General features: G+C 50.6%; 26 protein-coding genes and 2 pseudogenes. 8 read left to right on the forward strand and 20 right to left on the reverse strand.

The window, feature by feature from the left end; genetic code table 11:
- The first annotated feature begins 136 nt into the window (after positions 1-136).
- The 3 genes from flhB to flhE are packed head-to-tail and all read left to right on the forward strand — an operon-like array spanning position 137 to position 3,751.
- Complete coding sequence (gene flhB / locus OGX95_RS09760; RefSeq protein ID WP_286629277.1) at positions 137-1,288, forward strand: flagellar biosynthesis protein FlhB; 1,152 nt, start codon at positions 137-139, stop codon at positions 1,286-1,288.
- The gene (flhA, locus tag OGX95_RS09765; RefSeq protein ID WP_202038384.1) at positions 1,281-3,359 is read left to right on the forward strand and encodes a flagellar biosynthesis protein FlhA; all 2,079 of its coding nucleotides are present in this window, start codon (positions 1,281-1,283) and stop codon (positions 3,357-3,359) included. The genes flhB and flhA overlap by 8 nt, the downstream gene beginning before the upstream one ends.
- Positions 3,359-3,751, forward strand: a complete 393-nt coding sequence (flhE, locus tag OGX95_RS09770) for a flagellar protein FlhE (protein ID WP_286629278.1) — start codon at positions 3,359-3,361, stop codon at positions 3,749-3,751. Before flhA ends, flhE begins: the two co-directional genes overlap by 1 nt.
- 12 nt (positions 3,752-3,763) lie before the next feature.
- Here the strand turns inward: flhE and mrdA2 are convergent, their stop codons facing one another.
- Both mrdA2 and argS read right to left on the reverse strand, forming a co-directional pair.
- Positions 3,764-5,632 carry a peptidoglycan DD-transpeptidase MrdA2 gene (gene mrdA2, locus OGX95_RS09775; RefSeq protein WP_286629279.1) on the reverse strand — a complete coding sequence of 623 codons (1,869 nt, stop codon included), beginning with the start codon at positions 5,630-5,632 and terminating at the stop codon, positions 3,764-3,766.
- A 185-nt stretch (positions 5,633-5,817) separates the two neighbouring features.
- Positions 5,818-7,551 (reverse strand): arginine--tRNA ligase, encoded by a 1,734-nt coding sequence (argS, locus tag OGX95_RS09780; RefSeq protein ID WP_286629280.1) that lies wholly within the window; start codon positions 7,549-7,551, stop codon positions 5,818-5,820.
- 238 nt (positions 7,552-7,789) lie between these two features.
- Here argS and OGX95_RS09785 point away from each other — a divergent pair, with 238 nt between their 5' ends.
- The gene (locus tag OGX95_RS09785; protein WP_286629281.1) at positions 7,790-8,356 is read left to right on the forward strand and encodes a VOC family protein; all 567 of its coding nucleotides are present in this window, start codon (positions 7,790-7,792) and stop codon (positions 8,354-8,356) included.
- 3 nt (positions 8,357-8,359) lie between these two features.
- On the forward strand, positions 8,360-9,106 hold the full coding sequence (gene cutC / locus OGX95_RS09790) for a copper homeostasis protein CutC (protein WP_286629282.1): 747 nt from the start codon (positions 8,360-8,362) through the stop codon (positions 9,104-9,106).
- Positions 9,107-9,337: 231 nt separating this feature from the next.
- Here cutC and cmoB read toward each other — a convergent pair whose 3' ends face one another.
- From cmoB to OGX95_RS09865, 15 genes and pseudogenes are all read right to left on the reverse strand, one after another.
- On the reverse strand, positions 9,338-10,306 hold the full coding sequence (gene cmoB / locus OGX95_RS09795) for a tRNA 5-methoxyuridine(34)/uridine 5-oxyacetic acid(34) synthase CmoB (protein ID WP_286629283.1): 969 nt from the start codon (positions 10,304-10,306) through the stop codon (positions 9,338-9,340).
- The gene (gene cmoA, locus OGX95_RS09800) at positions 10,303-11,046 is read right to left on the reverse strand and encodes a carboxy-S-adenosyl-L-methionine synthase CmoA (protein WP_271441785.1); all 744 of its coding nucleotides are present in this window, start codon (positions 11,044-11,046) and stop codon (positions 10,303-10,305) included. Before cmoA ends, cmoB begins: the two co-directional genes overlap by 4 nt.
- A gap of 40 nt (positions 11,047-11,086) precedes the next feature.
- Positions 11,087-11,482 carry an MAPEG family protein gene (locus tag OGX95_RS09805; protein WP_003034689.1) on the reverse strand — a complete coding sequence of 132 codons (396 nt, stop codon included), beginning with the start codon at positions 11,480-11,482 and terminating at the stop codon, positions 11,087-11,089.
- Positions 11,483-11,534: 52 nt separating this feature from the next.
- Positions 11,535-12,308 carry a DUF72 domain-containing protein gene (locus OGX95_RS09810; protein WP_286629326.1) on the reverse strand — a complete coding sequence of 258 codons (774 nt, stop codon included), beginning with the start codon at positions 12,306-12,308 and terminating at the stop codon, positions 11,535-11,537.
- Positions 12,287-13,600, reverse strand: coding sequence for a tyrosine-type recombinase/integrase (locus OGX95_RS09815; protein WP_286629284.1), 1,314 nt, complete (start codon positions 13,598-13,600; stop codon positions 12,287-12,289). The genes OGX95_RS09810 and OGX95_RS09815 overlap by 22 nt, the downstream gene beginning before the upstream one ends.
- A gap of 58 nt (positions 13,601-13,658) precedes the next feature.
- Entirely contained in the window at positions 13,659-13,895 is a 237-nt protein-coding gene (locus OGX95_RS09820) for an excisionase family protein (RefSeq protein ID WP_003839185.1), read from the reverse strand.
- Between the two features lie 39 nt (positions 13,896-13,934).
- Positions 13,935-14,042: pseudogene (locus tag OGX95_RS09825) on the reverse strand (3'-5' exoribonuclease domain-containing protein); the annotation flags it as partial.
- Entirely contained in the window at positions 14,024-14,629 is a 606-nt protein-coding gene (locus OGX95_RS09830; protein ID WP_286629285.1) for a molecular chaperone DnaJ, read from the reverse strand. The gene OGX95_RS09830 and the pseudogene OGX95_RS09825, both read right to left, overlap by 19 nt.
- Positions 14,626-14,919, reverse strand: coding sequence for a hypothetical protein (locus OGX95_RS09835; protein WP_044701466.1), 294 nt, complete (start codon positions 14,917-14,919; stop codon positions 14,626-14,628). Before OGX95_RS09835 ends, OGX95_RS09830 begins: the two co-directional genes overlap by 4 nt.
- Positions 14,920-14,922: 3 nt before the next feature.
- A complete protein-coding gene (locus OGX95_RS09840) occupies positions 14,923-15,786 on the reverse strand; it encodes a DNA adenine methylase (protein ID WP_286629286.1) in 864 nt (287 codons plus the stop codon).
- Positions 15,783-16,037, reverse strand: coding sequence for a hypothetical protein (locus OGX95_RS09845; protein WP_065944619.1), 255 nt, complete (start codon positions 16,035-16,037; stop codon positions 15,783-15,785). Before OGX95_RS09845 ends, OGX95_RS09840 begins: the two co-directional genes overlap by 4 nt.
- On the reverse strand, positions 16,034-16,210 hold the full coding sequence (locus OGX95_RS09850) for a hypothetical protein (protein ID WP_001253786.1): 177 nt from the start codon (positions 16,208-16,210) through the stop codon (positions 16,034-16,036). The genes OGX95_RS09845 and OGX95_RS09850 overlap by 4 nt, the downstream gene beginning before the upstream one ends.
- Positions 16,198-16,737, reverse strand: a complete 540-nt coding sequence (locus OGX95_RS09855) for an HD family hydrolase (protein ID WP_286575266.1) — start codon at positions 16,735-16,737, stop codon at positions 16,198-16,200. The genes OGX95_RS09850 and OGX95_RS09855 overlap by 13 nt, the downstream gene beginning before the upstream one ends.
- Positions 16,738-16,865: 128 nt before the next feature.
- Positions 16,866-17,693, reverse strand: a complete 828-nt coding sequence (locus OGX95_RS09860; protein WP_286629287.1) for a YfdQ family protein — start codon at positions 17,691-17,693, stop codon at positions 16,866-16,868.
- 56 nt (positions 17,694-17,749) lie between these two features.
- Positions 17,750-18,121 (reverse strand): YfdP family phage-associated protein, encoded by a 372-nt coding sequence (locus tag OGX95_RS09865; protein WP_001515608.1) that lies wholly within the window; start codon positions 18,119-18,121, stop codon positions 17,750-17,752.
- 1,030 nt (positions 18,122-19,151) lie between these two features.
- Between OGX95_RS09865 and OGX95_RS09870 the strand changes: the two are divergent.
- Positions 19,152-19,348, forward strand: a pseudogene (locus OGX95_RS09870) (hypothetical protein).
- Positions 19,349-19,375: 27 nt separating this feature from the next.
- On the opposite strand, the gene OGX95_RS09875 reads toward OGX95_RS09870, so the two are convergent.
- The 3 genes from OGX95_RS09875 to OGX95_RS09885 form a co-directional block, all read right to left on the reverse strand.
- Entirely contained in the window at positions 19,376-20,116 is a 741-nt protein-coding gene (locus OGX95_RS09875) for a PP2C family protein-serine/threonine phosphatase (RefSeq protein ID WP_108361595.1), read from the reverse strand.
- Positions 20,113-20,847, reverse strand: coding sequence for a serine/threonine-protein kinase (locus OGX95_RS09880; RefSeq protein WP_108361596.1), 735 nt, complete (start codon positions 20,845-20,847; stop codon positions 20,113-20,115). The genes OGX95_RS09875 and OGX95_RS09880 overlap by 4 nt, the downstream gene beginning before the upstream one ends.
- 79 nt (positions 20,848-20,926) lie before the next feature.
- Positions 20,927-21,661 (reverse strand): XRE family transcriptional regulator, encoded by a 735-nt coding sequence (locus OGX95_RS09885; RefSeq protein ID WP_233631949.1) that lies wholly within the window; start codon positions 21,659-21,661, stop codon positions 20,927-20,929.
- A gap of 83 nt (positions 21,662-21,744) precedes the next feature.
- Between OGX95_RS09885 and OGX95_RS09890 the strand changes: the two genes are divergently transcribed.
- Together OGX95_RS09890 and OGX95_RS09895 are read left to right on the forward strand one after the other, a co-directional pair.
- On the forward strand, positions 21,745-21,993 hold the full coding sequence (locus tag OGX95_RS09890) for a helix-turn-helix domain-containing protein (protein ID WP_213180929.1): 249 nt from the start codon (positions 21,745-21,747) through the stop codon (positions 21,991-21,993).
- A gap of 28 nt (positions 21,994-22,021) precedes the next feature.
- Positions 22,022-22,573, forward strand: a complete 552-nt coding sequence (locus tag OGX95_RS09895; RefSeq protein ID WP_286629288.1) for a YmfL family putative regulatory protein — start codon at positions 22,022-22,024, stop codon at positions 22,571-22,573.
- Positions 22,574-22,614: the final 41 nt, after the last annotated feature.

Here is a 22,614-nt window from a genome sequence, read left to right on the forward strand (position 1 = left end):
CATCCGGCTTACATGTTATTCATCGGCAATTGGCGTTAAAGCCATAAATCCCGTCTTTTTTACCGCTTACTCTTCCCATTGTTGCATGTCTGTTCTGGCATCATTCACGCCTATATCTCTACCCAGGGTCTGATGCGTGGCAGAAGAAAGCGACGACGACAAAACAGAAGCCCCCACACCCCACCGACTTGAAAAAGCACGGGAAGAAGGGCAGATACCCCGATCCAAGGAGCTAACCTCACTGCTTATTTTGCTGGTGGGCGTGTGCGTTATCTGGATTGGTGGGGAGTCGCTCGCCCGTCGGTTGGCAGGCATGCTGTCAACCGGATTACGCTTTGACCACAGTATGGTCAATGACCCTAACCTGATCCTGAGTCAAATCATTCTGTTGATTAAAGACGCCATGATTGCGCTGTTACCGCTGATAACAGGCGTGGTGCTGGTGGCCTTGATCTCCCCGGTGATGCTTGGCGGCTTGATCTTCAGTGGTAAATCGCTGCAACCCAAATTCTCAAAGCTGAATCCGCTGCCGGGTATTAAGCGTATGTTCTCGGCGCAAACCGGGGCGGAACTGCTTAAAGCCATATTGAAATCCACGTTGGTGGGTAGCGTGGCGGGATTCTATCTCTGGCATAACTGGCCAGAGATGATGCGCCTGATGGCCGAATCCCCGATTACGGCGATGGGTAATGCGCTGGATTTAGTCGGTATGTGCGCATTACTGGTGGTGCTTGGCGTCATTCCGATGGTGGGGTTTGACGTCTTTTTCCAGATTTATAGCCATGTGAAAAAACTGCGGATGTCGCGTCAGGATATCCGTGACGAATTTAAACAAAGCGAAGGTGATCCGCACGTTAAGGGCAAAATTCGCCAGATGCAGCGTGCGGCTGCACAGCGTCGCATGATGGCAGATGTGCCGAAGGCGGATGTTATTGTGACCAACCCTACGCACTATTCGGTTGCCTTGCAGTACGACGAAAACAAGATGAGCGCGCCAAAAGTTGTGGCTAAAGGGGCCGGACTGGTGGCATTGCGTATTCGGGAGATTGGCGCGGAGCACCGAGTCCCAACGTTAGAAGCTCCGCCGCTGGCTCGTGCGTTATATCGCCATGCTGAGATCGGTCAGCAAATACCTGGCCAATTGTATGCCGCCGTTGCCGAAGTGTTGGCATGGGTATGGCAGCTAAAACGCTGGCGTCTGGCTGGCGGCACGCCGCCACCACAACCTGGAAACCTTCCGGTGCCTGAAGCACTGGATTTTATGAACGAGAAGAATACTGATGGCTAATCTGGTCGCGATGCTGCGTCTGCCCGGCAACCTGAAATCCACGCAATGGCAAATTCTTGCCGGGCCGATCCTCATTCTGCTGATCCTGTCGATGATGGTGTTGCCGCTTCCGGCCTTCATCCTCGATTTACTGTTCACCTTTAACATTGCGCTGTCGATCATGGTGCTGTTGGTGGCGATGTTCACTCAGCGCACGCTTGAATTCGCCGCATTCCCAACGATTCTGCTGTTCACCACCTTGTTGCGCCTGGCGCTGAACGTCGCGTCAACACGTATCATATTGATGGAAGGGCATACAGGTGCAGCGGCGGCAGGTAAAGTGGTGGAAGCCTTTGGTCACTTCCTGGTCGGCGGTAACTTTGCCATCGGTATCGTGGTCTTCGTCATTCTCGTCATCATTAACTTTATGGTTATCACCAAAGGTGCGGGGCGTATCGCTGAAGTGGGTGCGCGCTTTGTGCTGGACGGGATGCCGGGTAAGCAGATGGCGATTGACGCCGATCTGAATGCGGGATTGATTGGTGAAGATGAAGCCAAAAAACGCCGTTCTGAAGTGACGCAGGAAGCCGATTTTTACGGCTCCATGGACGGTGCGAGTAAATTTGTTCGTGGGGATGCCATCGCCGGTATTCTGATCATGGTCATTAACGTGGTTGGCGGCTTGCTGGTTGGGGTGTTGCAGCACGGTATGAGCATGGGCAGCGCGGCAGAAAGCTATACCCTGCTGACTATCGGTGACGGGCTGGTAGCACAGATCCCTGCGCTGGTTATCTCAACGGCGGCGGGGGTTATCGTCACCCGCGTGAGTACCGATCAGGACGTGGGTGAACAGATGGTCACCCAACTGTTCAGCAACCCACGCGTGATGCTGCTTAGTGCGGCGGTCCTCGGTTTACTGGGGCTGGTACCGGGAATGCCAAACCTGGTGTTTCTGATGTTTACCGCGGCATTGCTGGGGCTGGCCTGGTGGATGCGCGGACGCGAGCAAAAAGCACCCGAAGAAGCTCAGCCGGTGAAAATGCCGGAAAATAACTCGGTGGTAGAAGCGACGTGGAGTGATGTACAGCTGGAAGACACGCTGGGAATGGAGGTTGGGTATCGCCTGATTCCGATGGTGGACTTCCAACAGGATGGCGAGTTGCTGGGGCGTATTCGCAGCATTCGTAAGAAATTTGCCCAGGATATGGGGTTCCTGCCGCCAGTGGTACACATTCGCGACAATATGGATCTGCAACCTGCCCGCTATCGTATTCTGATGAAAGGGGTCGAGATTGGTAGTGGTGATGCTTACCCAGGACGCTGGCTGGCTATCAATCCTGGTACCGCGGCCGGATCGTTGCCAGGGGAGAAAACGGTTGATCCTGCCTTTGGTCTGGATGCTATTTGGATTGAAAGTGCGCTAAAAGAGCAGGCGCAAATTCAGGGCTTCACCGTTGTTGAAGCCAGTACGGTGGTTGCCACACATCTGAACCATCTGATTGGCCAGTTTGCCGCAGAGCTGTTTGGTCGCCAGGAGGCGCAGCAGCTGTTGGATCGTGTTTCACAAGAGATGCCAAAACTGACAGAAGATCTGGTGCCGGGAGTGGTCACACTGACCACTCTGCACAAAGTGCTGCAGAACCTGTTGGATGAAAAAGTCCCTATTCGTGATATGCGCACCATTCTTGAAACGTTGGCGGAACATGCCCCGTTACAGAACGATCCGCATGAACTCACCGCAGTGGTGCGTGTGGCGCTTGGACGGGCGATTACTCAGCAGTGGTTCCCGGGTAACGAGGAAGTTCAGGTTATCGGACTCGATACACCGCTTGAGCGCCTGTTGTTACAAGCGTTACAGGGCGGTGGGGGCCTTGAACCTGGTCTGGCAGACCGGTTGCTGGCACAGACGCAGGAAGCGCTGTCTCGTCAGGAAATGTTGGGTGCGCCGCCAGTATTGCTGGTGAATCATGCGCTGCGACCTCTCCTGGCGCGTTTTTTACGCCGCAGTATTCCGCAGTTAGTGGTGTTGTCGAATATGGAGCTTTCCGATAACCGCCATATCCGTATGACCGCGACCATTGGAGGTAAATAATGCGCAAATTTTTTTGGCTGTTGCTTTTCCCACTGACTGTACAGGCTGCCGGGGAAGGGACATGGCAGGCAAGCGGAATGGGGATTACCTTAAATTATCGTGGGGAGTCGGCTTCATCTTCGCCTTTGGTTCCCAGCCAGCCCGTTTCAGGCCTGATGACGCTGGTCGCCTGGCGCTATGAATTAAATGGGCCTACGCCTGCAGGGTTACGTGTGCGCTTATGCTCTCAGTCCCGTTGTGTTGAACTGGATGGACAAAGCGGTACCACCAATGGCTTTAATAGTGTCCCTGCGATTGAGCCAATGCACTTTGTCTGGGAAGTGCCTGGTGGCGGTCGCCTGATCCCAGCCTTGCAGGTTCAGAGCAATCAGGTGATTGTGAACTATCGCTAGTATTCCGGAGGCTTAACCCTGCACTGGTTGTGTGGCACTACTCTGCGGCACAAACAGATGATCCATAATCTGTCGCATGACCGGCGCGGCGGTAACCCCGTCGCTGCCGCCGTTTTCCAGAATCAATGCGATGGCGACTTTTGGATTCTTATACGGCGCAAATGCGGTATAGAACACGTGGTCGCGCAGTCGTATCGGAATCATTTTCGCATTATAGGTCTGATTTTCTTTCAGGCTAAAGACCTGTGATGTGCCACTTTTCGCGGCAATACCGTAGGGCGCGGTGTGGAAGAATTTGTAACCCGTGCCATTCGGTTCATTCGCCATGCCAAACATCGCCTGACGCACCAGTCCCCAATAGGGTGATGAAGCAGAAGCAATTTGTGTTGATGCTTCGGGAGCTTGATACGGCGTGATGGTTTTTCCGCTCTCTTCATCCTGTAGCAGGTGAGGGGAAATAACTTTCCCGTTGTTAATCAGTGCTACCATCGCTTTTACCATCTGAATCGGCGTGGCAATCCAGTAACCCTGACCAATGCCGACCGAAATGGTGTCTCCCTGGTACCAGGCTTTTTTATGCACCCGCTGTTTCCAGTCGCGGCTTGGCAGCAGGCCGTTGTACTCTTCATCAAGATCGATACCGGTAGGTTTGCCGTAGCCAAACTGGCTAAGCATGCTGTTAATACGGTCGATCCCCATCATGTACGCCACCTGATAGAAGAATGTATCCGCTGATTCTTCAATGGCTTTGGTCACATCCAGCATGCCGTGTCCTGTTTTTTTCCAGTCGCGGTAATGCCGTTCGGTACCGGGGAGTGTCCATGTCGGGGCGCCGAAGAAGTGGGTTTGTGGTGTGATCACCCCGTTTAATAAGGCTGACATCGCCATGTACGGTTTTACCGTTGAGGCAGGCGGATATAACCCCTGGGTGACACGGTTAATTAATGGCAGATCTTTATCCTGCAACAGGGCGTTGTAATCCTGGTAGCTGATGCCTTTTACAAACGGGTTCGGATCGTAGCTGGGGTTTGAGACCATTGCCAGCACGGAGCCATCATGGGGATCTTCAACCAGCACCGCGGCGCGCTGTCCCACCAGCAGGCTTTCAATGTATTCCTGCAAGTGTAAATCCAGCGTCAGATGGATATCTTTTCCGGCGACAGGGGGGACGTCTTTAATCAAACGTACAATACGCCCGTGATTATCAACTTCCACTTCCTGATAACCCGTTTTGCCGTGCAGGTCATTTTCGTAGTAGTGCTCAATGCCCTGCTTACCGATGTTGTGGTCGGCGGCGTAGTTCTCTGCCAGCCCTTTCTTATCCAGTACTCTTAGATCGCTATCGTTGATTTTTGATACGTAGCCAAGTACATGTGCCAGCTCCGCCCCATAAGGATACTGGCGATCTTCGTAGCTATTGATGGTCACGCCGCTGAAATGGAACTGGTTCACAGAAAAACGGGCAATTTCTACATCGGTCAGCGCATTTTTAAGTACTACCGGGCGATAGCGGCTACTGGCCTTCAGCTCATGGCGAAACTGGTCAATATCATCTGGCGTGAGGTCAACAATCGGCGTGAGTTGCTTCAGCAGGGCGTCCATATCGCTGATTTTATATGGCGTCACAGAAATGTCGTACCAGGTGACATTTCGTACCAGCGGGATACCGTTGCGATCGTAAATGATACCGCGTGTTGGGGCGACGGGCAGCATTTTGATGTCATTGGCATCCGATCGGGTGGTGTAATACTGGTGTTGACGGATTTGTAAGTTATAGAGGTTATAAATCAGGATGCCAAAACAGATGACCACCAGGCCAAAGGCCACCATTACACGCCGCTGGAAAAGTTTTTCTTCCGCCTCAAAATCTCTGAATGTCATTGACCCGTACCCGATTAATTCGCCGCCTAATGATACGGAGGCGTAAACGGGATAACAGGCAAAAAATGTTCCATCCCTCTACGGAAATGTGTCATTCCTTGTGAATTGTTTCAGACCAGCATGTCCGGAAATAAAAAAGGCCTGAGTCCGGATTACGAACTCAGGCCTGGTATTTTTTAATATGCTTACATGCGTTCTACGGTTTCGATACCCAGTGTATCCAGACCCAGTTTCAGCGTTTTTGCCGTCAGTTGCGCCAGTTTCAGACGACTGTTACGAATCGCTTCATCTTCAGCGCTGAGGATCGGGCAGTGTTCGTAGAAGCCAGAGAACAGGCCGGCAACGTCGTACAGATAAGCGCACATCACGTGCGGCGTACCTTCACGTGCCACAACGGTCAGCGTCTCTTCGAACTGCAGCAGGCGGGCGGCCAGCTGAGCTTCGCGATCTTCACTGATAATAACCTGTGCGCTGGCAAGCGCATTTTCGTCGATATCCGCTTTACGGAACACGGACAGTACGCGGGTGTAGGCATATTGCATGTACGGCGCGGTATTGCCTTCGAACGCCAGCATGTTGTCCCAGTCGAAGATATAGTCGGTGGTACGGTTTTTCGACAGATCCGCATATTTCACCGCACCGATACCGACGGCATTCGCCAGTTTTTCCAGCTCATCAGCGGGCATATCCGGGTTCTTCTCGGCCACCAGACGACGCGCGCGCTCCAGCGCTTCATCCAGCAGGTCGGCCAGTTTTACGGTACCGCCAGCGCGAGTTTTGAACGGCTTACCGTCTTTACCCAGCATCATGCCGAACATATGGTGTTCCAGCGGTACGGAGTCCGGCACATAACCGGCTTTGCGCACGATAGTCCATGCCTGCATTAAATGCTGATGCTGACGGGAGTCGATGTAATAGAGGACGCGGTCGGCGTGCAGCGTTTCGTAACGATACTTCGCGCAGGCGATATCGGTCGTGGTGTAGAGATAGCCGCCATCTTTTTTCTGAATAATGACGCCCATCGGTTCGCCTTCCTTGTTCTTATACTCATCAAGGAATACGACGGTAGCGCCTTCGCTCTCAACAGCCAGACCTTTGGCTTTCAGGTCAGCAACAATGCCCGGTAGCATCGGGTTATACAGGCTTTCGCCCATCACGTCGTCACGGGTCAGGGTGACGTTCAGACGGTCATAGGTTAACTGGTTCTGCGACATGGTGATGTCGACGAGCTTGCGCCACATCTCGCGGAAATATTCATCCCCGCCCTGCAGTTTCACGACATAGCTACGGGCACGCTCGGCGAAGGCTTCATCTTCGTCGTAGTGTTTCTTCGCATCGCGGTAGAAGCCTTCCAGGTCTGCCAGCGCCATCTCGCCTGCATTTTCCTGCTGCTGTTTTTCCAGCCATGCGATCAGCATACCGAACTGGGTGCCCCAGTCGCCGACGTGGTTTGCGCGGATCACGTTATGGCCGAGAAACTCCAGCGTACGTACCGCAGCGTCACCGATGATGGTGGAACGCAGGTGGCCAACGTGCATCTCTTTCGCCACGTTAGGCGCGGAGTAGTCAACAACAACCGTTTGTTTAGCCGGTTGAGTGACGCCCAGACGATCGGAGGTCAGCGCCTGCTGAACATGCTGCGCGAGGAATGCCGGATCGAGAAAAATGTTGATAAAGCCTGGGCCTGCAATTTCAACTTTGCTGGCAATCCCGCTGAGATCCAGATGAGTCAGCACCTGCTCTGCCAGTTGTCGCGGCGCCATACCCAGTTTTTTAGCAACTGCCATCATGCCGTTGGCCTGATAGTCGCCGAACTGTACTTTTGCTGACTGACGAACCTGCGGTTCGCAATCTGCAGGCGCGCCTGCAGCAATCATGGCCTGACTAACTTTTTCTGAGAGAAGAGCCTGAATATTCACCGGAATACCTTACATTTATGAAGCGGGATAAAATTCACCGCACCAGTTTAAGAATTTAGGGCGGGAGTATACTGCAAATGCCCGTTGCCGTCAGCATTACGAGTACCGCCAGCTGCCTGAAATATAAACAATGTCATTACGTATAATTATTCATGCGACATGTGAAAAAATCAGCAGTTGGATGGGGCTGCGCAACAGAGTAAATTAGCGGCTTTGAATATGGATATGAGCATTCAATATGGCTAACTGGCAGGCAGTTGAAGAACTGCATGATATTTCCGCAGATTTACCGCATTTCACTCAGGCGTTAACGTCGCTTTCCACCCGTCTTGGCCTGGATGTCTCATCGCTTGAAGCCGATCACATTTCTCTGCGTTGTCATCAAAATACCACCGCAGAACGCTGGCGTCGGGGATTTGAACAGTGTGGTGCGCTGTTATCGGAAAATATCATTAATGGCAGACCGATTTGCCTGTTCAGACTGGATGAGCCGGTTTGTGTCGCGCACTGGCAGTTTTCGGTGGTTGAGTTGCCATGGCCGGGTGAAAAGCGTTACCCGCATGAGGGGTGGGAGCATATCGAAATCGTTCTGCCCGGTGCGCCAGAAACGCTGAACACGCGTGCGCTGGCGCTGCTTTCTGATGACGGATTGAGTCAGCCGGGGATTTTCGTGAAAACCAGCTCGCCAAAAGGAGAGCGTGAGCGTTTACCGAATCCGACACTGGCGGTCAGTGATGGCAGCATCACCATCAAATTTCATCCGTGGTCAATTGAAGCGATTGTAGCAAGCGAGCAACAGGAGTGAGTGATGGCATTACTGGAAATCTGCTGTTACAGCATGGAGTGCGCACGCACCGCGCAACTTCAGGGTGCCGATCGTATTGAACTGTGCTCGGCGCCTAAAGAAGGGGGGTTAACGCCGTCGCTGGGGGTGTTGCGCTCTGTACGCCAGCATGTCTCTATTCCTATTCATCCCATTATCCGCCCGCGCGGGGGCGATTTTTGTTACACCGACGGTGAATTTTCTGCGATGCTTGATGATATCGCGATGGTCAGAGATTTAGGTTTTTCAGGGCTGGTGACCGGCATTCTTGATGTGGACGGAAATGTCGATATGCCACGTATGGAAAAAATAATGGTTGCTGCGGGCCCGCTAAATGTCACGTTTCATCGGGCCTTCGATATGTGCGCCAACCCATTAAATGCGCTGAATAAATTGTCCAATTTGGGCGTCGACAGAGTGCTGACTTCCGGGCAAAAATCAGATGCAGCGCAAGGTTTAACAAAAATAATGGAACTTATTGCGCAGGTGGATGCTCCAATCATTATGGCCGGAGCGGGGGTTCGCGCCGCGAATTTATCCCAGTTCCTCAACGCTGGAGTGCAGGAAGTCCACAGTTCTGCCGGAGTATGGCTGGCTTCACCCATGCGGTATCGCAATTCGGGGTTGTCGATGTCTTCGGATACGCAGGCGGATGAATATTCCCGCTATGCGGTAGACGGGGCGGCGGTTGCTGAAATGAAGGCAATCATTGCGCACCACCAGGCCAGCTGATTTTTACCGTTGCATCATGTCGCCCAATATGATGCTTGCTCGTACCAGGCCCCTGCAATTTCAACAGGGGCCTTTTTTTCTCCTTCTCCTGCATATTTCGGCCTGCAACTGTGTTGGCTTTTCTCGCTCACCCCGGTCACGTAGTTATCTACGCTCCCGGGGATTTGCTGCGTCGCCGCCTTGTTGCAAACCGAACTATTTTGGAGAAAATGTGCCACCCGGCAAAAATGACTAGGGTTTACGCGCAATCAAAACCGCACGCAGTGGGGCGGGGTAGCCTTCAACCGTTTTACTGCTGTCATTCGGGTCGAGGAAGTCGGCCAGTGATTCGGTAATCATCCACTCAGTCCGACGCTGCTCTTCTGTGGTGGTGACACAGACATCGGCGATACGGACATCCACGAATCCACATTTTTCCAGCCAGTTTTTAAGCGCCAGCGCGGATGGAATAAAGTAGACGTTACGCATTTGCGCGTAGCGGTCGCCTGGTACCAGAACGGTATTTTCATCACCTTCGACCACCAGCGTTTCCAGCACCAGCTCTCCGTCTTTTACCAGTTGGTCTTTCAACTGCCAGAGATGTTCCAGTGGAGAACGGCGGTGATAGAGCACGCCCATAGAGAATACGGTATCAAACGCGTTCAGCGCCGGAAGCTGTTCGATACCCAGCGGCAGCAGGTGAGCCCGCTGATCGTTACCCAGCAATTTACGTACCGCTTCAAACTGACACAGGAACAACTGCGTAGGATCGATACCGACGGCCAGATGAGCACCCGCGCCAATCATGCGCCACATGTGATAGCCACTACCACAGCCCACGTCGAGAATGGTACGCCCGGTCAGATCGGATAAATGCGGCAGAACGCGATCCCACTTCCAGTCGGAACGCCATTCGGTATCAATATTGACGCCGTACAGCGAATATGGACCTTTGCGCCACGGCATGAGATGACGCATCAGCGTATCAATCCGTTTGATCTGCCCTTCGCTGAGCGGCTCTTCGCTTTCGGCAGTCACACTATGCAGTAAATCAAGACGATGTGGCGTCAGTTCCGGCAGAAACTCCACGGCATTCGACCATTGCTTAAACAACCCATGTTGATCGCGTTGCCAGGCGGCGATTTGTGCCGGGAGCGTTTCCAGCCAATGGGAAAGATGGTTTTTGGCAATCAGCTGATAAAAGTTACCAAAGTCTGTCATGCAGGAACCTCAGATTTCAACGCTACCAGTGACCCAAAGTTGAAGCACTGGAACCACAATTCGCTGTGCTCAAAACCTGCCTGATGCAGACGTGCTTTATGCGTTTCAACAGAGTCAGTTAGCATCACGTTTTCCAGCATGCTGCGCTTCTGGCTGATTTCCAGTTCGCTGTAGCCATTGGCGCGTTTGAAGTCGTGGTGCATGTTGAACAGCAGTTCGCCAACTTTTGCATCTTCGAAGCTGAACTTCTCTGACAGCACCAGCGCACCGCCGGGGTTCAACCCCTGATAAATCTTATCCAACAATGCCTGGCGCTCAGGTGGTTCAAGGAATTGCAGGGTAAAATTCAGCACCACCATCGAGGCGTTTTCGATAGTGATGTTGCGAATATCGCCTTCGACCACGTCAACAGGCGTAGGGGCTTTATAGGCATCGATATGACGACGACAGCGTTCAACCATGGCCGGCGAGTTATCAACAGCGATAATTTTGCAATTCTCATGATGGATATTGCGACGTACTGAGAGCGTCGCGGCACCCAGAGAGCAGCCCAGATCGTAGACCTGCGTGTTGGGTTGTACGAAACGTTCGGCCAGCATTCCAATCATGGAGATGATATTGGAATAGCCGGGAACGGAACGCTGGATCATATCAGGGAAGACTTCAGCTACCCGTTCATCAAAGGTCCAGTCACCCAGACTGGCGATAGGCGCAGAAAAAAGCGTGTCGCGGTGAGACATAACGTAAAAATCCGGGAAAAATAAAGTGGCGTATTGTGCGCTAATGCAGGGAGAAAACCAACTCCCAGGGCATATACCAAAGATTCGCCAGCACCATTAGTAACAGCGAACACCAGGTGGCGCTCATGCCGGAACGACGCCAGCGGAAAAGACGGTGATGGAATCCGTAATAATGCATCAGTCGCCCGGCTATCAGCATCAGCCCGCAAAGATGCACCATCCACGTTTCTGCGCCGTTCATTTCCATAAATAACAGCAGCACCAGTGCGACAGGAATATATTCCACCGCGTTACCGTGAATGCGAATTGCACTTTGTAGTTCGCTAAAACCGCCGTCGCCATAGGCTACGCGGTATTGCATGCGCAGGCGAACGACGTCAAAGGAGAACTTAATCAACAACAACGCACCCAGGACGGCATAAAGCGCGCTTACCATACAAACTCCCTTTTAAAATGGCTGCTGGCACTGTCTATGATAGGTGGCATTTTCAGAAAAGAGAAGATTGCTGTGGAATCGAGGGTGCTGATCCGATCTCTGGCAGGGCATTGCGTAAATCCGCCCATAGCGTGTCTACCAGCTCAGGAGCCTGTGCGATATCCGGCGTGTGCAAAAACAGATATGGCGTGGTGGTCTGCTGCCAGAGTGACAACTTTGCCAGCCAGGCGGCAAAGAACTGCCTATTCTGTGTCATGTTATCACTACCGATAAAACGGACCATCGGGTGGTTTGCCGTGACGACCGCATGGACCGGGACCTTTGGTTTCTTACGTTGAGCATCGCGTATCGCTTCCGTGTGTGGGATCGCGGCATGGACCGGACGACTGTCTAAAATGACCCGATTAACCCCGCGTTCATGCAGACCCCGATTGAGCTGAATCTCTGATTCACCTTTCGCAAAGAAATCCGGATGACGAACCTCGACACCGTAGGTAAACGTTTTAGGGAGGGCATCGAGGAATTGCCACAGAGCAGAGAGGTCACGTGGGCCGAACGTGGCAGGTAGCTGCAACCAGTATTGTCCGATGCGGGCATCCAGTGGTGACATGCGCGTAAAGAATGCCTGCACCAAATCATCGCAATTCCGCAGTGCGGCCTGATGCGAGATGGTGGCCGGGAATTTGAAACAGAAGCGAAAATCGTCGCTGGTTTGTGCAAACCAGCGGTTAACAATCTCGGCTTTCGGCATGGCGTACAGCGTGGTATTACCCTCCACACAGTTAACATGACGGGCGTTAGGGTTTAACTTACTGATTTTAATAATCCTCCCGTACTGTTCTCGTGGCTATGGGGCATCAATGGGGCAAAATCTGCCAGCTTCTGATTCAGCATTGCGATCTGCTCTGCGCTGCTGTCAGCCATCCATGCACCGTAAACATTGAACACCATCTGCGCGCTCGCATGCCCCATCTGACTGGCAATAAAACTCGGGTTTGCACCAGCAGATAATGACCAGCACGCATAGGTATGTCGTGACTGGTACGCCTTTCTGTGTCTGATCCCCGCGCGCTTTAGTGCCGCTTCCCAGGAGTCGCCTACTGAATCGACACGGTAGATAAATCCGACCTGCTTACTGCGTCTGACCACATGCGGGTTAAAGACGAATGTACACTCATGGTTCACCGAACGGCCATACTCACGTAACTGAACTTCAATGTGATGTTGCCTGCCCAGCCTTGTCATTTCAGCCTGATTTTTCAGGATACTGATTGCGGGCTGGATAAGATGCACCACTCGATCTGTGCTTGCCTCGGTTTTCGGTAGAGTGAACTCACCAAGTTTCGTATAATTACGCCTGACGGTAATTGTTCCCGCCTTCAGGTCGATATCTTCCCAGGCCAGGGAGACCAGTTCCCCGTGACGCATTCCTGTGTACACTGCTAATGACCACAGGTTTTTCGTCTGCTGATGCCGGCATGCATCTATCAGGCGAATAAATTCATCACGAGAAAGAGGATCTGGTTCTGCCCTGGCTTTTTTCAGAGGCTTAATTCCCTCGAATGGGTTCACCTCTAAGTAACCGTGATCCGCAGCAAACTGAAACATTCCGGCCATTGTCGTCATGTAATAGTTCACAGTAACAACGCTTCGCCCTTTTGCCGGGGATTTGTTTTTCGTCGGATTCTGGTAACCAGTTAGCAAGTCTTTCCTGAGATACAGCAATTCCTCTTTGGTTACTGCTGACGCCAGGCGATTGCCTCCGATCCTCGGCACCATATTCCTTGCGACAGACTCATAGCGATTGAATGCGTTCGCGCAGATTTCCATCCGTTTCAGATCCAGCCATTTTTCTTCAAGATCTTTCACTGTAATGTCTTTTTTACTTACACCAAAAGCCTTGAGGTTAGGGGAGTCAGGAAACTGGGTTGCATAATCAAAGGTTCCTGTGCGGATGGCAAAACATACTGATGTCCGCAGTTCCCCGGCTATCTTCCTGTTCTTAGCGGTGTCAGGGACACCGAGACTTTCCCTGACTCGCTTACCTTTAAAATTAAACCAGATGCGTAAAGTGCCACCGTGGTTTTCGACGCCTGTTGGATATGTGACTTTATCCATTGGTGTTACCTCCAGACGCCCAAGAGCGATACGAGCTTACCTTTTTCATGGCATCAAATCACCCTGGCTGCTTGCTTTTCATTGAAGCGACCCAGGCATCTACAGCCTTTCTGTTATACATACACTCACTGGAAGGTTTAGGATTTCCGTCAGGCGATACGTGGATATACTCCCTCCCAATCATCCAGCATTCTTTTCTGGCACGGAGGATGGTTCCGGGTTTGAGCCCGGTAACCGCGATCAGAACGCTTTCACAAACCCAATCGTTGGGAGCTAACTGGAAAATATTGCTCATAGTTATTTCTCCATTATCCCGGCTGCACCCGGGGAAACTTTAGCTGTTGCTGGTGGTTGGTATTAGTTTCTGCCAAATCGCTGAAACATATTTCGCCTGGTGGCGGGCATCAGCCAGTGCGTTATGTGCTATCCCATCGAATGGCATACATTCTCCTGTTTTGGTGCTGCTGCAAAATGCTCAATGCCCTTGGCCCAAATTTCTTTGATGGTCGTCCATGTGACAGGAACGGTGATTTCAATTCTTCCGCTACCGTCGCATGTTTCGCACTCATCATCACCAAAACACTCTGGGCAGTTTATGAACTTTGTTTCCGAAAACTCACCTGATAGCAGACCTTTTGCGCCGTTCTCTGCTGTTAACCTCATAGGTACCATCACCCAACCATCCGGAGCTACCGGAGAGTTGGCAGCCTTGCAACGATCCATCAGCGATTGGGCCGTTACCGTTAGCAGGTTTAAATCAACCTCTGAGCCGTGAAGAATCACAGCAAGGCGATTTAGCGTGGCTTGCGCTTGGCTATCAGCCTTGCGGCGTTCCTGTAGCTCTACCCGCTCCGCCCGGAGCATATCAATAAGCTTTCGGACAACATGCGCCGTGCCGCCTACATCGTCCATTTTGCAAAGCAAGTCGAAAGAGGCCATATACGCCCCGTTTTTCTCTGCCAGTTCGCACGATACCGCTTCACCGTAGATTTCCTGCAACTGCTCGTCTGTTAGTTTGTTTGTTGTCATGGTGTACTCCAGTTATCTTCAATTGCCACACCAAGCCGATGAAGCCAGTCGGCCAGCTTCAGCATCGCTTCTCGCTCGCTTAATCTTTCGGGAAAGTCGGCAAGCTCGACCATCGGTTTAAACCGACCAAACGCATCGTTCTCAACAACAAGCTTTTGCTCAAGCGTGGTCTGCTTAACTTTGCTGTGATGCCGTAGCAGGTAAACCGACTTTGATTTTTTGTTTTCCGGGTCGTATTCATAGGCAGTGAGTATCATCTGGCTACCGCCGCGATTCGTTCCTCGCCACATATCTCACTCCCCCTTCACGCCAATGCCAGCGGCGCTGGATTTACGCTGCGCTACCGGGTTAACCCAGAGACATTCGGTGCGGACTTTTGTACCGCGCCCTGCGCTGATTCGTGATGTTTTTTCTGTCTTAGTCCAGCCAGTTAACATGTCGTTATAAATCTCAGTGTCATACCCGCTAATCATCACCATGCCTGTCATCGTTCTGGCCACAGCGAGCAATTGTTCATGGCCTTCAACGGTCATTTCGTGGTTGTAATAGCGATTACCCTGGACACGTGTTTCTGGAACGTAAGGCGGATCGATGTAATGAAGGGTGGTTTCAGCGTCATGGGCGCGCATTACTACCAGGGCGTCTTTGTTCTCGATAATGACACCCTGCAGGCGCTGGCATATCGCAGCCAGGTTCTCTGGATAGCGCTCCCACAGATGCGCAGCAGTTGCATATTTACGCTTGCTGTCGCTACGGAATCCTGATTGCCCGCCGATACCAGCAGCGGAACCAAACCCCATGCAGGCACGAACTACCATACGGCGGGCACGCTCTACAGGCTCCGTGACAGCCTCCCTGGCTGCACAGAACTCATCGCGGGAGTAAGGTGTCAATGCGCAGGCATCACGCAGACGCTGATTCATGTCTGGGTCTCGCAGGACAGTAAACAGGTTTACTACCTCGCTATCGAGATCGTTATAAACCTCTGCGTAGCTGCGCGGTTTTTGAAGTAGCACCCCAGCCGCTCCACCGAAAGGCTCGACGTAACAGGTATGTTCTGGCATCTGTTCAATAAGCCAGGACGCTAGGCGGAACTTACCACCGTGATAACGAATTGCGGGATGTTTGATCGGCGCCTGTTTGTTGAGTGCTGTCATTGGGCTGTTCCTTTCCTGGCTTTACTCAATAGCTGGTTAAACATCATGGTTAGGCTGTTACTGCACCCAAACGGCATATCGTTAACACGGTATGTTGGAATGCCTTTGCGAACACCAGACTTCACGATCCGGCCAGTACCATAGAGTTGCGATAATGCACCAGCGACCACAGGCGTCTTTTTATTCATCCCTTTAGCTATTTCACCGCTGGTGGTATTCGGGTGAGCCTGGAGATATTCAAATACGGTCATGGCGTTTTACCTTTACGTTCCTGTTCCAGTTGCACCAGGGACTCTTTTAATGCTGCGAACGTAGCGTCAAGCCTGGTGGCGACTTCGCGCATAAGCGGTGCATGTTTTGGTGGTAATTCAGCAACGGAGGCAAAAGCCTCCGCTACGAGCTCTTTTACCTTCATGCGGCGCATTGGCGCTGCTCCATCAACTCGTTAAAGCGATTCATGAACAGGCCATAGGCTTGACCAGGACGGAGAGGGATAACCTGAACGAGATCAGAGCAGGGAATACCTTCGAGAATTTCCCACTTCGAACCGTCATCGATTTCCAGATCGCGGCGCTCGGTGGCTAACATGGTTAGATCGGCATATTTCACGACAGCAGCTTGTTCAAGAGAGATACCGAATTTAAAGCGGATAAGACCATCAACATAAGTTTCCATTCGTTGGTAGTCAGGTAACAGGGCTTTGAGCGGGGCAGGAATATCCTGGCAATATGCCTCCGCAGCGTCGTGCATCAGCGCTTCAAAAGCGAACTCTGGCGGCACAATCTTGCTTACAAGCACAGAGTGCTGGGCCACGCTGTAGAACTCTGGCAGATGCCCAGCGAATCGACAGATGTTGGAAAGCGCTGTCGCGATATCCTCAACATCGATATCGTCGATTGTGGCGGTCAGGTAGTTAAATTTTTTACCGGATAATGTCTGAATGTAGCTCATGGTTTTCTCCATATTGGCGCGCTGCACCGCGCATATTTTGGTTGCACGAATCCCTCGCCGGGTGGCGATAATTAATGGAATTACGCTTCAATAAATCCCCGCGGCGCCGGGGATTTAATGCAGAGCAATTAGGCTTTAAAGTTACCGATGAAAGTTTCCACTGATTCACCGTCGAACTTGCTGATCAGCAAATCGCGGAATTCGTTGGCGATCTCTTCTTCTTGGGCTTCAAGTTGAACGATGCGCAGAACAAAGCAGGGTTCATCGCTGGTCAGCAGGCTGTTACGCAAGCTAAAGCGGCGTTCGCCCAGACCTTCATACGGCACACATTTGAACTCGAACGCCACAGGCATTACGTCTTTGCTGCTTGCTTCAACGCTTTGCATCAGCGATTTTTTACCAGCGAAATCACCAGTTTCATGGTCCTGCTGGGTTGCTTGTTGAATAGTGATACGACGTACAGCCTGAGCCGCCTGGGAAATCTGCATCGTATTACCATCAGCATCAAACGCCAGCAGGTAATCACTCCAGTCTTCCAGCCATTCAGCGATTTGCTTTTGCTTCAGACGTTGACCGTCGATCTGCAGTAGGGCACGGAATGGGGCGGTTTTCTTCAGGGTGATTGAAGCCATGTTATCGGCGTGACCGGGGTTATCCAGGGTGCCGATGTTGAACACTGAACGGGCGGTCATGTTGTCAGCGTCAATGAAGCAACGAGCTGGTTCGCTGGCGCTGGCGTAACCTTTAGAATAACGTGCGAAGTCGTCAATACTGGTTGTGCTCATTGCGCCACGAAAGCGGAAACGCTCCAGAGAAAAGCGCTCGAGGCTTTCAACGCCAGTACCATCTGGCAGTAATGCTGTCGGGCAAGCCAGGTCCTGAATATCATTCAGGTGATAACCGGAAAGAACCAGGTCTTTGACCTGCTTGAAGGTGCCGCTGTCTAACTGAGACATAGAAATTCCTTATTAACTGATGATCAAAGTGGTATCAGTGAGTTTGTTGTTGCGGATCACTGAGCCGCTTTAAGCTTTCCATCCACCGCGCCAGTGATCCCGAACAGCTGACCCTGATCTTCCTGCAGGATGGTGAGCTTCCCGCCTTTGTTGACCCACATCGGGGTTTCGGTTGTGTCCTCTTCGGAGGCTTTACCACGCGGTGTAGGGGTGCTGTAGTTCAGCTTGTGCTTGATCTTGACGCGCTTCTCTTCGACGGAATTACCCATGCGCTCAAAATCAAAGGTGAGTACTACTTTGCCTTTGTTGCCGTTGTTCAGAACGCCAAGCGCGGTGGTATTAAGTGCTGCCGCGATTTTGTTCATGAACACGCCGGCATCCAGTTCGCCAAGAAAATCTGGCACTACGGTCATGCGGTCATTACTCATGGTTTTACCCTCGTTAAGGCGGCTGCCACCGCCGAACTTTCTCCATACACAACAGAGAAGGGCACCTGCATTTGTAGGCGACTGCAATCGCCATCCTCTTGCCCGGGTGGATTGGGTTATGAGCCCGTCGCCCGGTGATGCCCTTTTCTGTTGCGTAAAAAGGGCGGTACCGAGGTAGAACATTATCTTCGTCCCCCTTGCATAAGGTTGAAGACCCTGGTACCGCCAAGACTACACACAGCAATACTAGAACTACGGTTATCACGGTCCTAAGCGTGATTTGGTTGTGGTGGCCGGTGCTGCGATATTCCGGCATGGGTTGATTACCAGTGACGCACCCTTTCGGGACACTCCCTCACGGTTTAGCGCATCAGCCTGCGCATTCACCACAACGAAGAGAGCACTGCCGGTGTCCGAGTTGAACGGACCTTTTCGTTGCCCATCACCGCCATCTGTATAGCGGTGGCAGGGATTGAACCTGCCGTTATGCCTTGCTCGTCAATGCTCTCATCGTTGTGTGCTGGTCTTTCCCAGCTGAGCGGTCTACTTCCCGCCGTCACTGCCGTCGAGGGAGCTGGCATCTCTCCGTTTTCACAGTTGAACGTCTGCCGCTGTTGTCGGTGCTGGTACCGCCACTGTCCAGGACATTTATAAGGACCGTCTCCAAGTGGTAACTCTTCCAGTCCCGGTAAGGACCCTGCGAGATGCTTACCATGACCGGCTAATATTCCCTGAAAAAAGCTGGCGGTTACCGGAAATCCACGGGAAAACACCGGGCCGCCAGAACAGGGAGTTACTTGTTATTGCTTTGGCCTGCTTTTAACCACATCAGGCGCGGTGGTAAGTAGATTTTGGCATCAGCTATCTGAGTGCTGATGAATACATAATTAACCAATAGATAATATTTGTAAATAACCATTGGTTAATTTATGTTTGAAATTTATTTAATGCATTGATTTATATATACATTTAATTTTTTGAGTAAGTGATGTTATGATTAAAAAAACATCAGGTTGACGAGGGAGGATATATGGAACGTGATGAACTGGAAGAAGACCGTGCGGCATTCATCGCTGGCGAGATAGGCTGAGTGGTGATTCAGTTAATCATCGAAGGGATCGAAATTAACCGTGACAATATCGTTGAGTATCTGGAGGCCAAACGCAAAACGTGATCCACAAGGGGATACTGCGCGCCTCAGCCGCTATAGTGAGAAAAGGGCAATAAAAAACCCGGCATATACCGGGTTATTAGTTAATCAAATTTAATATTTACTGCAATCAAAGAGTAATCATCAATAGGCCCTTTCAACTCAATACGTTTCTTCAGGCTGGTAGCAAATCTACAAGCATTAGATAACGTGTTATCTGAAAATCTAGGCCTAGTTTCCCAAATATTGTGTGATCCATCAGACATTATAAAAAGCGATAACATACCATTCTCTAACGGCAGCTCTGATGTGGGGATGAATAGCGCTTGAAAATCAAGAACTATGTTGGCAGATAAAGCCGTAGTGATTATGTTTTTACCTTTAGCATTCTTTAGCTGCCGGGCAGTAAACACGCCATCATCGATTAACATCTGATGCTGTGTGTGATCCTTAGTAATCTGCTTCAATTTATTACTTTGTTTAATATATACTCTGCAATCACCTGAATGACCAATAGTTAATCCACTACTGTTCACATGGCATACGGTTAATGTTGTTGCTGCTGATAATAATGTTTCATCATTTGATGAGAGGGCTGTTATATCACGTCTGATCGAAGTGAATAGTTTCCCTATGTTATCAACTTTGATTTCTTCCGTAAGTTTAGAGAGGCTCATAATTGCAGCTGACGAAGCTTCATGCCCGCCCTTGTATCCACCTACACCATCGGCAATTGCCATAAGATATCCATCGTTGACCTGCTTAGGGTGTAAAACAGAATCTTGGTTCTCTCTTTCCAAGCTTTTGGGCATTGAAAAAACAGCTGATGATAAGATGGAGATCATTGACGAGCTTCCTCTAATTCTTCAATGGCATTGAGAATTTGCTCGACACTCAAAAATCTTTTATTGAGCTGCCGATGGGTACATCTGTTCACTATATCATCAAACCCATTGATATTTAAATCTTCTATCAATATTCCTAACGAGAAAATATCAGACTGTTTAGAGTATCCGTTAAGAAAAACGCCATGATCAAAATACTTAGGTGTGCGTGGATACTGCCCAATTTTCGTTAAGAGTTGAGTATTTGCATCAGGTGCGACATTTTTAGCAAGGCCAAAGTCAGAGACTTTATATACACCATCTGGAAATTTTAGAACGTTTAATGGTTTTATATCACGATGCAAGTATCCCTTTTGATGGATCCAGCCGACAGCATTAAGAACCATTTTTACGATGTTGATCTTTTCAGTTTCTGTTAGTGTTCCTTTTTGTATCTCGTCATGCAGATTAGACTCTGCAAGCTCCATCACAAACCATGGTTGCGCAGCCTGAAGATTGCATATAAAAATTTGCACGATGTTAGGGTGTAAACAATCTGCTTGGTATCTAACTTCGCGTTCAAATCTGGTAAAAAGGTCCGGATCGGAAGCATCCGGACGCAAAACTTTTCTGGCATATAATCCGCAAAAATAGTGCCTTGTATTATAAAGTTTAATTTTTTCAACTAAACCAAAGCTTCCAGCGCCTAGAGATTCAATTGGCTCGATCAAATAGCTTGCACGCTCTTCCATGTAACACACCCTTAAAATCTAGTAAGGAATACGCTTGTGGTGTTTGCAAATTCTAAGATCTTTGTGATCTCAGCAATTTTCAGAGTTTATTATATTTTATTGACTCATGAATCAATGCCTTACCCATAACGTAAAGCTGATCTTGCGATTTTTCATCGATGTACCACTTTTCATAGGCAGGGTTATCAGACAGGACGGCCAGCTTATCACCCTGCATTTGCAGGCGCTTAACATGGAATGTCTTACCATATACGAAAGAGTAAACGCCGTCGGTCTGGAAGTGACGAACTGATATATCGACGAACAGTCGATCACCCGAAACGAGGGTAGGGGACATACTGTCGCCGTTAACGGTCATGACCTTCACATCTTCTGGATCACGATTTCCAAAAAGTACTCTGGCATGTTCAGTAGTGAACTCGATGGCGTAGAGCACTTCAACTTGATCCGAAAGCATGTAGGTACCTGGGCCGGCACTTACAGCTAAATCTAGAACTTCAACGCGATAAACATCCTGCACAGGATTATTAACCATGCGTTTAACTTCCCCTGAATCTGTAGGCTCTCCTACCCCGTATTCAAGCCATTCAGCACGCACCCCAAGCGCCTTGCTGAGAGCGACTATTTTCTGGCTGTCCGGTATTGCCTGAGCGTTAAACCATTTCCAAACACCAGGCGTGGTTATCTCTACCCCAGCTTTGTTAAGCAGGTCTGCAAGGTTTTTGTTTCTTCCACGGCCTGTCAATCCTGCAAGTTGGCAAACTTGCAGCAGCCTAGCCGTGAATCCTTCTTTCGTTTCGTCTCTCTTAACCATTAGTTAAATATCCGAGAACTTGACTTTACTGTCAGTTAATATTTATTATTAACCTGTGGTTAATTTAATAATCAGGAGAGTCAATGAACGCTGTAGAAATTGCAGTTGAAGCCGTCGGCGGACAAACAGCGGCGGCAAAAATTTGCGGTTTATCCCCGGTCGCAGTCCATCGTTGGGTGAAAAACGCCTGCCTTCCTCGGACCGAATACACCAAAAAAACGGAATACGCAGAGCTACTTGCTTCCAAATCCGCAGGAAAATTTACTGCTGAATGGCTGCTGGATAACGCCAATCCTGATCGTCCTGAAAAGGTTAACGAATCAGCAGCCTAAACGTAACCACAGAAATAAGGGGTAAGCCGTGGGTAACGAACCTGTTTGGAAAGTCGAACGTCAGCCAGCATGGCTGGTGGCTGCGATAAAAAAGACGATTACCGACCTGCCTGGTGGCTACGCCGAAGCGGCGGAATGGTTGGGGGTAACAGAAAATGCATTGTTTAACCGCCTTCGTGTCGACGGGGATCAGATCTTCCCTATGGGATGGGCGATGGTGTTACAGAAAGCTGCTGGTGTTAGCTACATAGCTGACGCGTTTTCTCGTCAAACAGATAACGGGATCCACATTCCAGGCGCGGCACCAGAAACAGAGAACGAGGAGATTGGCTTAAAGCTGGCTGAGCTGGTGGGCAGGCTTGGTGACCTGGTTAACGCATATCGTCGATACATCGATGATGGTGTGGTTGATAAAGGGGAATGGGACAGTCTGAACGAAATCGCCTACCAGTTCCGGGTAACGCTCATGACGTTCCTGAACCTGATTTCACGAGTTTATTGCCTTCCAGAAAAGAGTGACGCCCGCGAGTGTGCAGCTCCGGGCGCCTTGGCGAACAACTCTTCGAGTATGGAGAAATAATCCGCATGAGCAATTTAATCGTAAATCCTCACTTACCGCAA

This window comes from Citrobacter sp. Cu233, from assembly GCF_030332225.1.
Lineage (GTDB): Bacteria > Pseudomonadota > Gammaproteobacteria > Enterobacterales > Enterobacteriaceae > Citrobacter.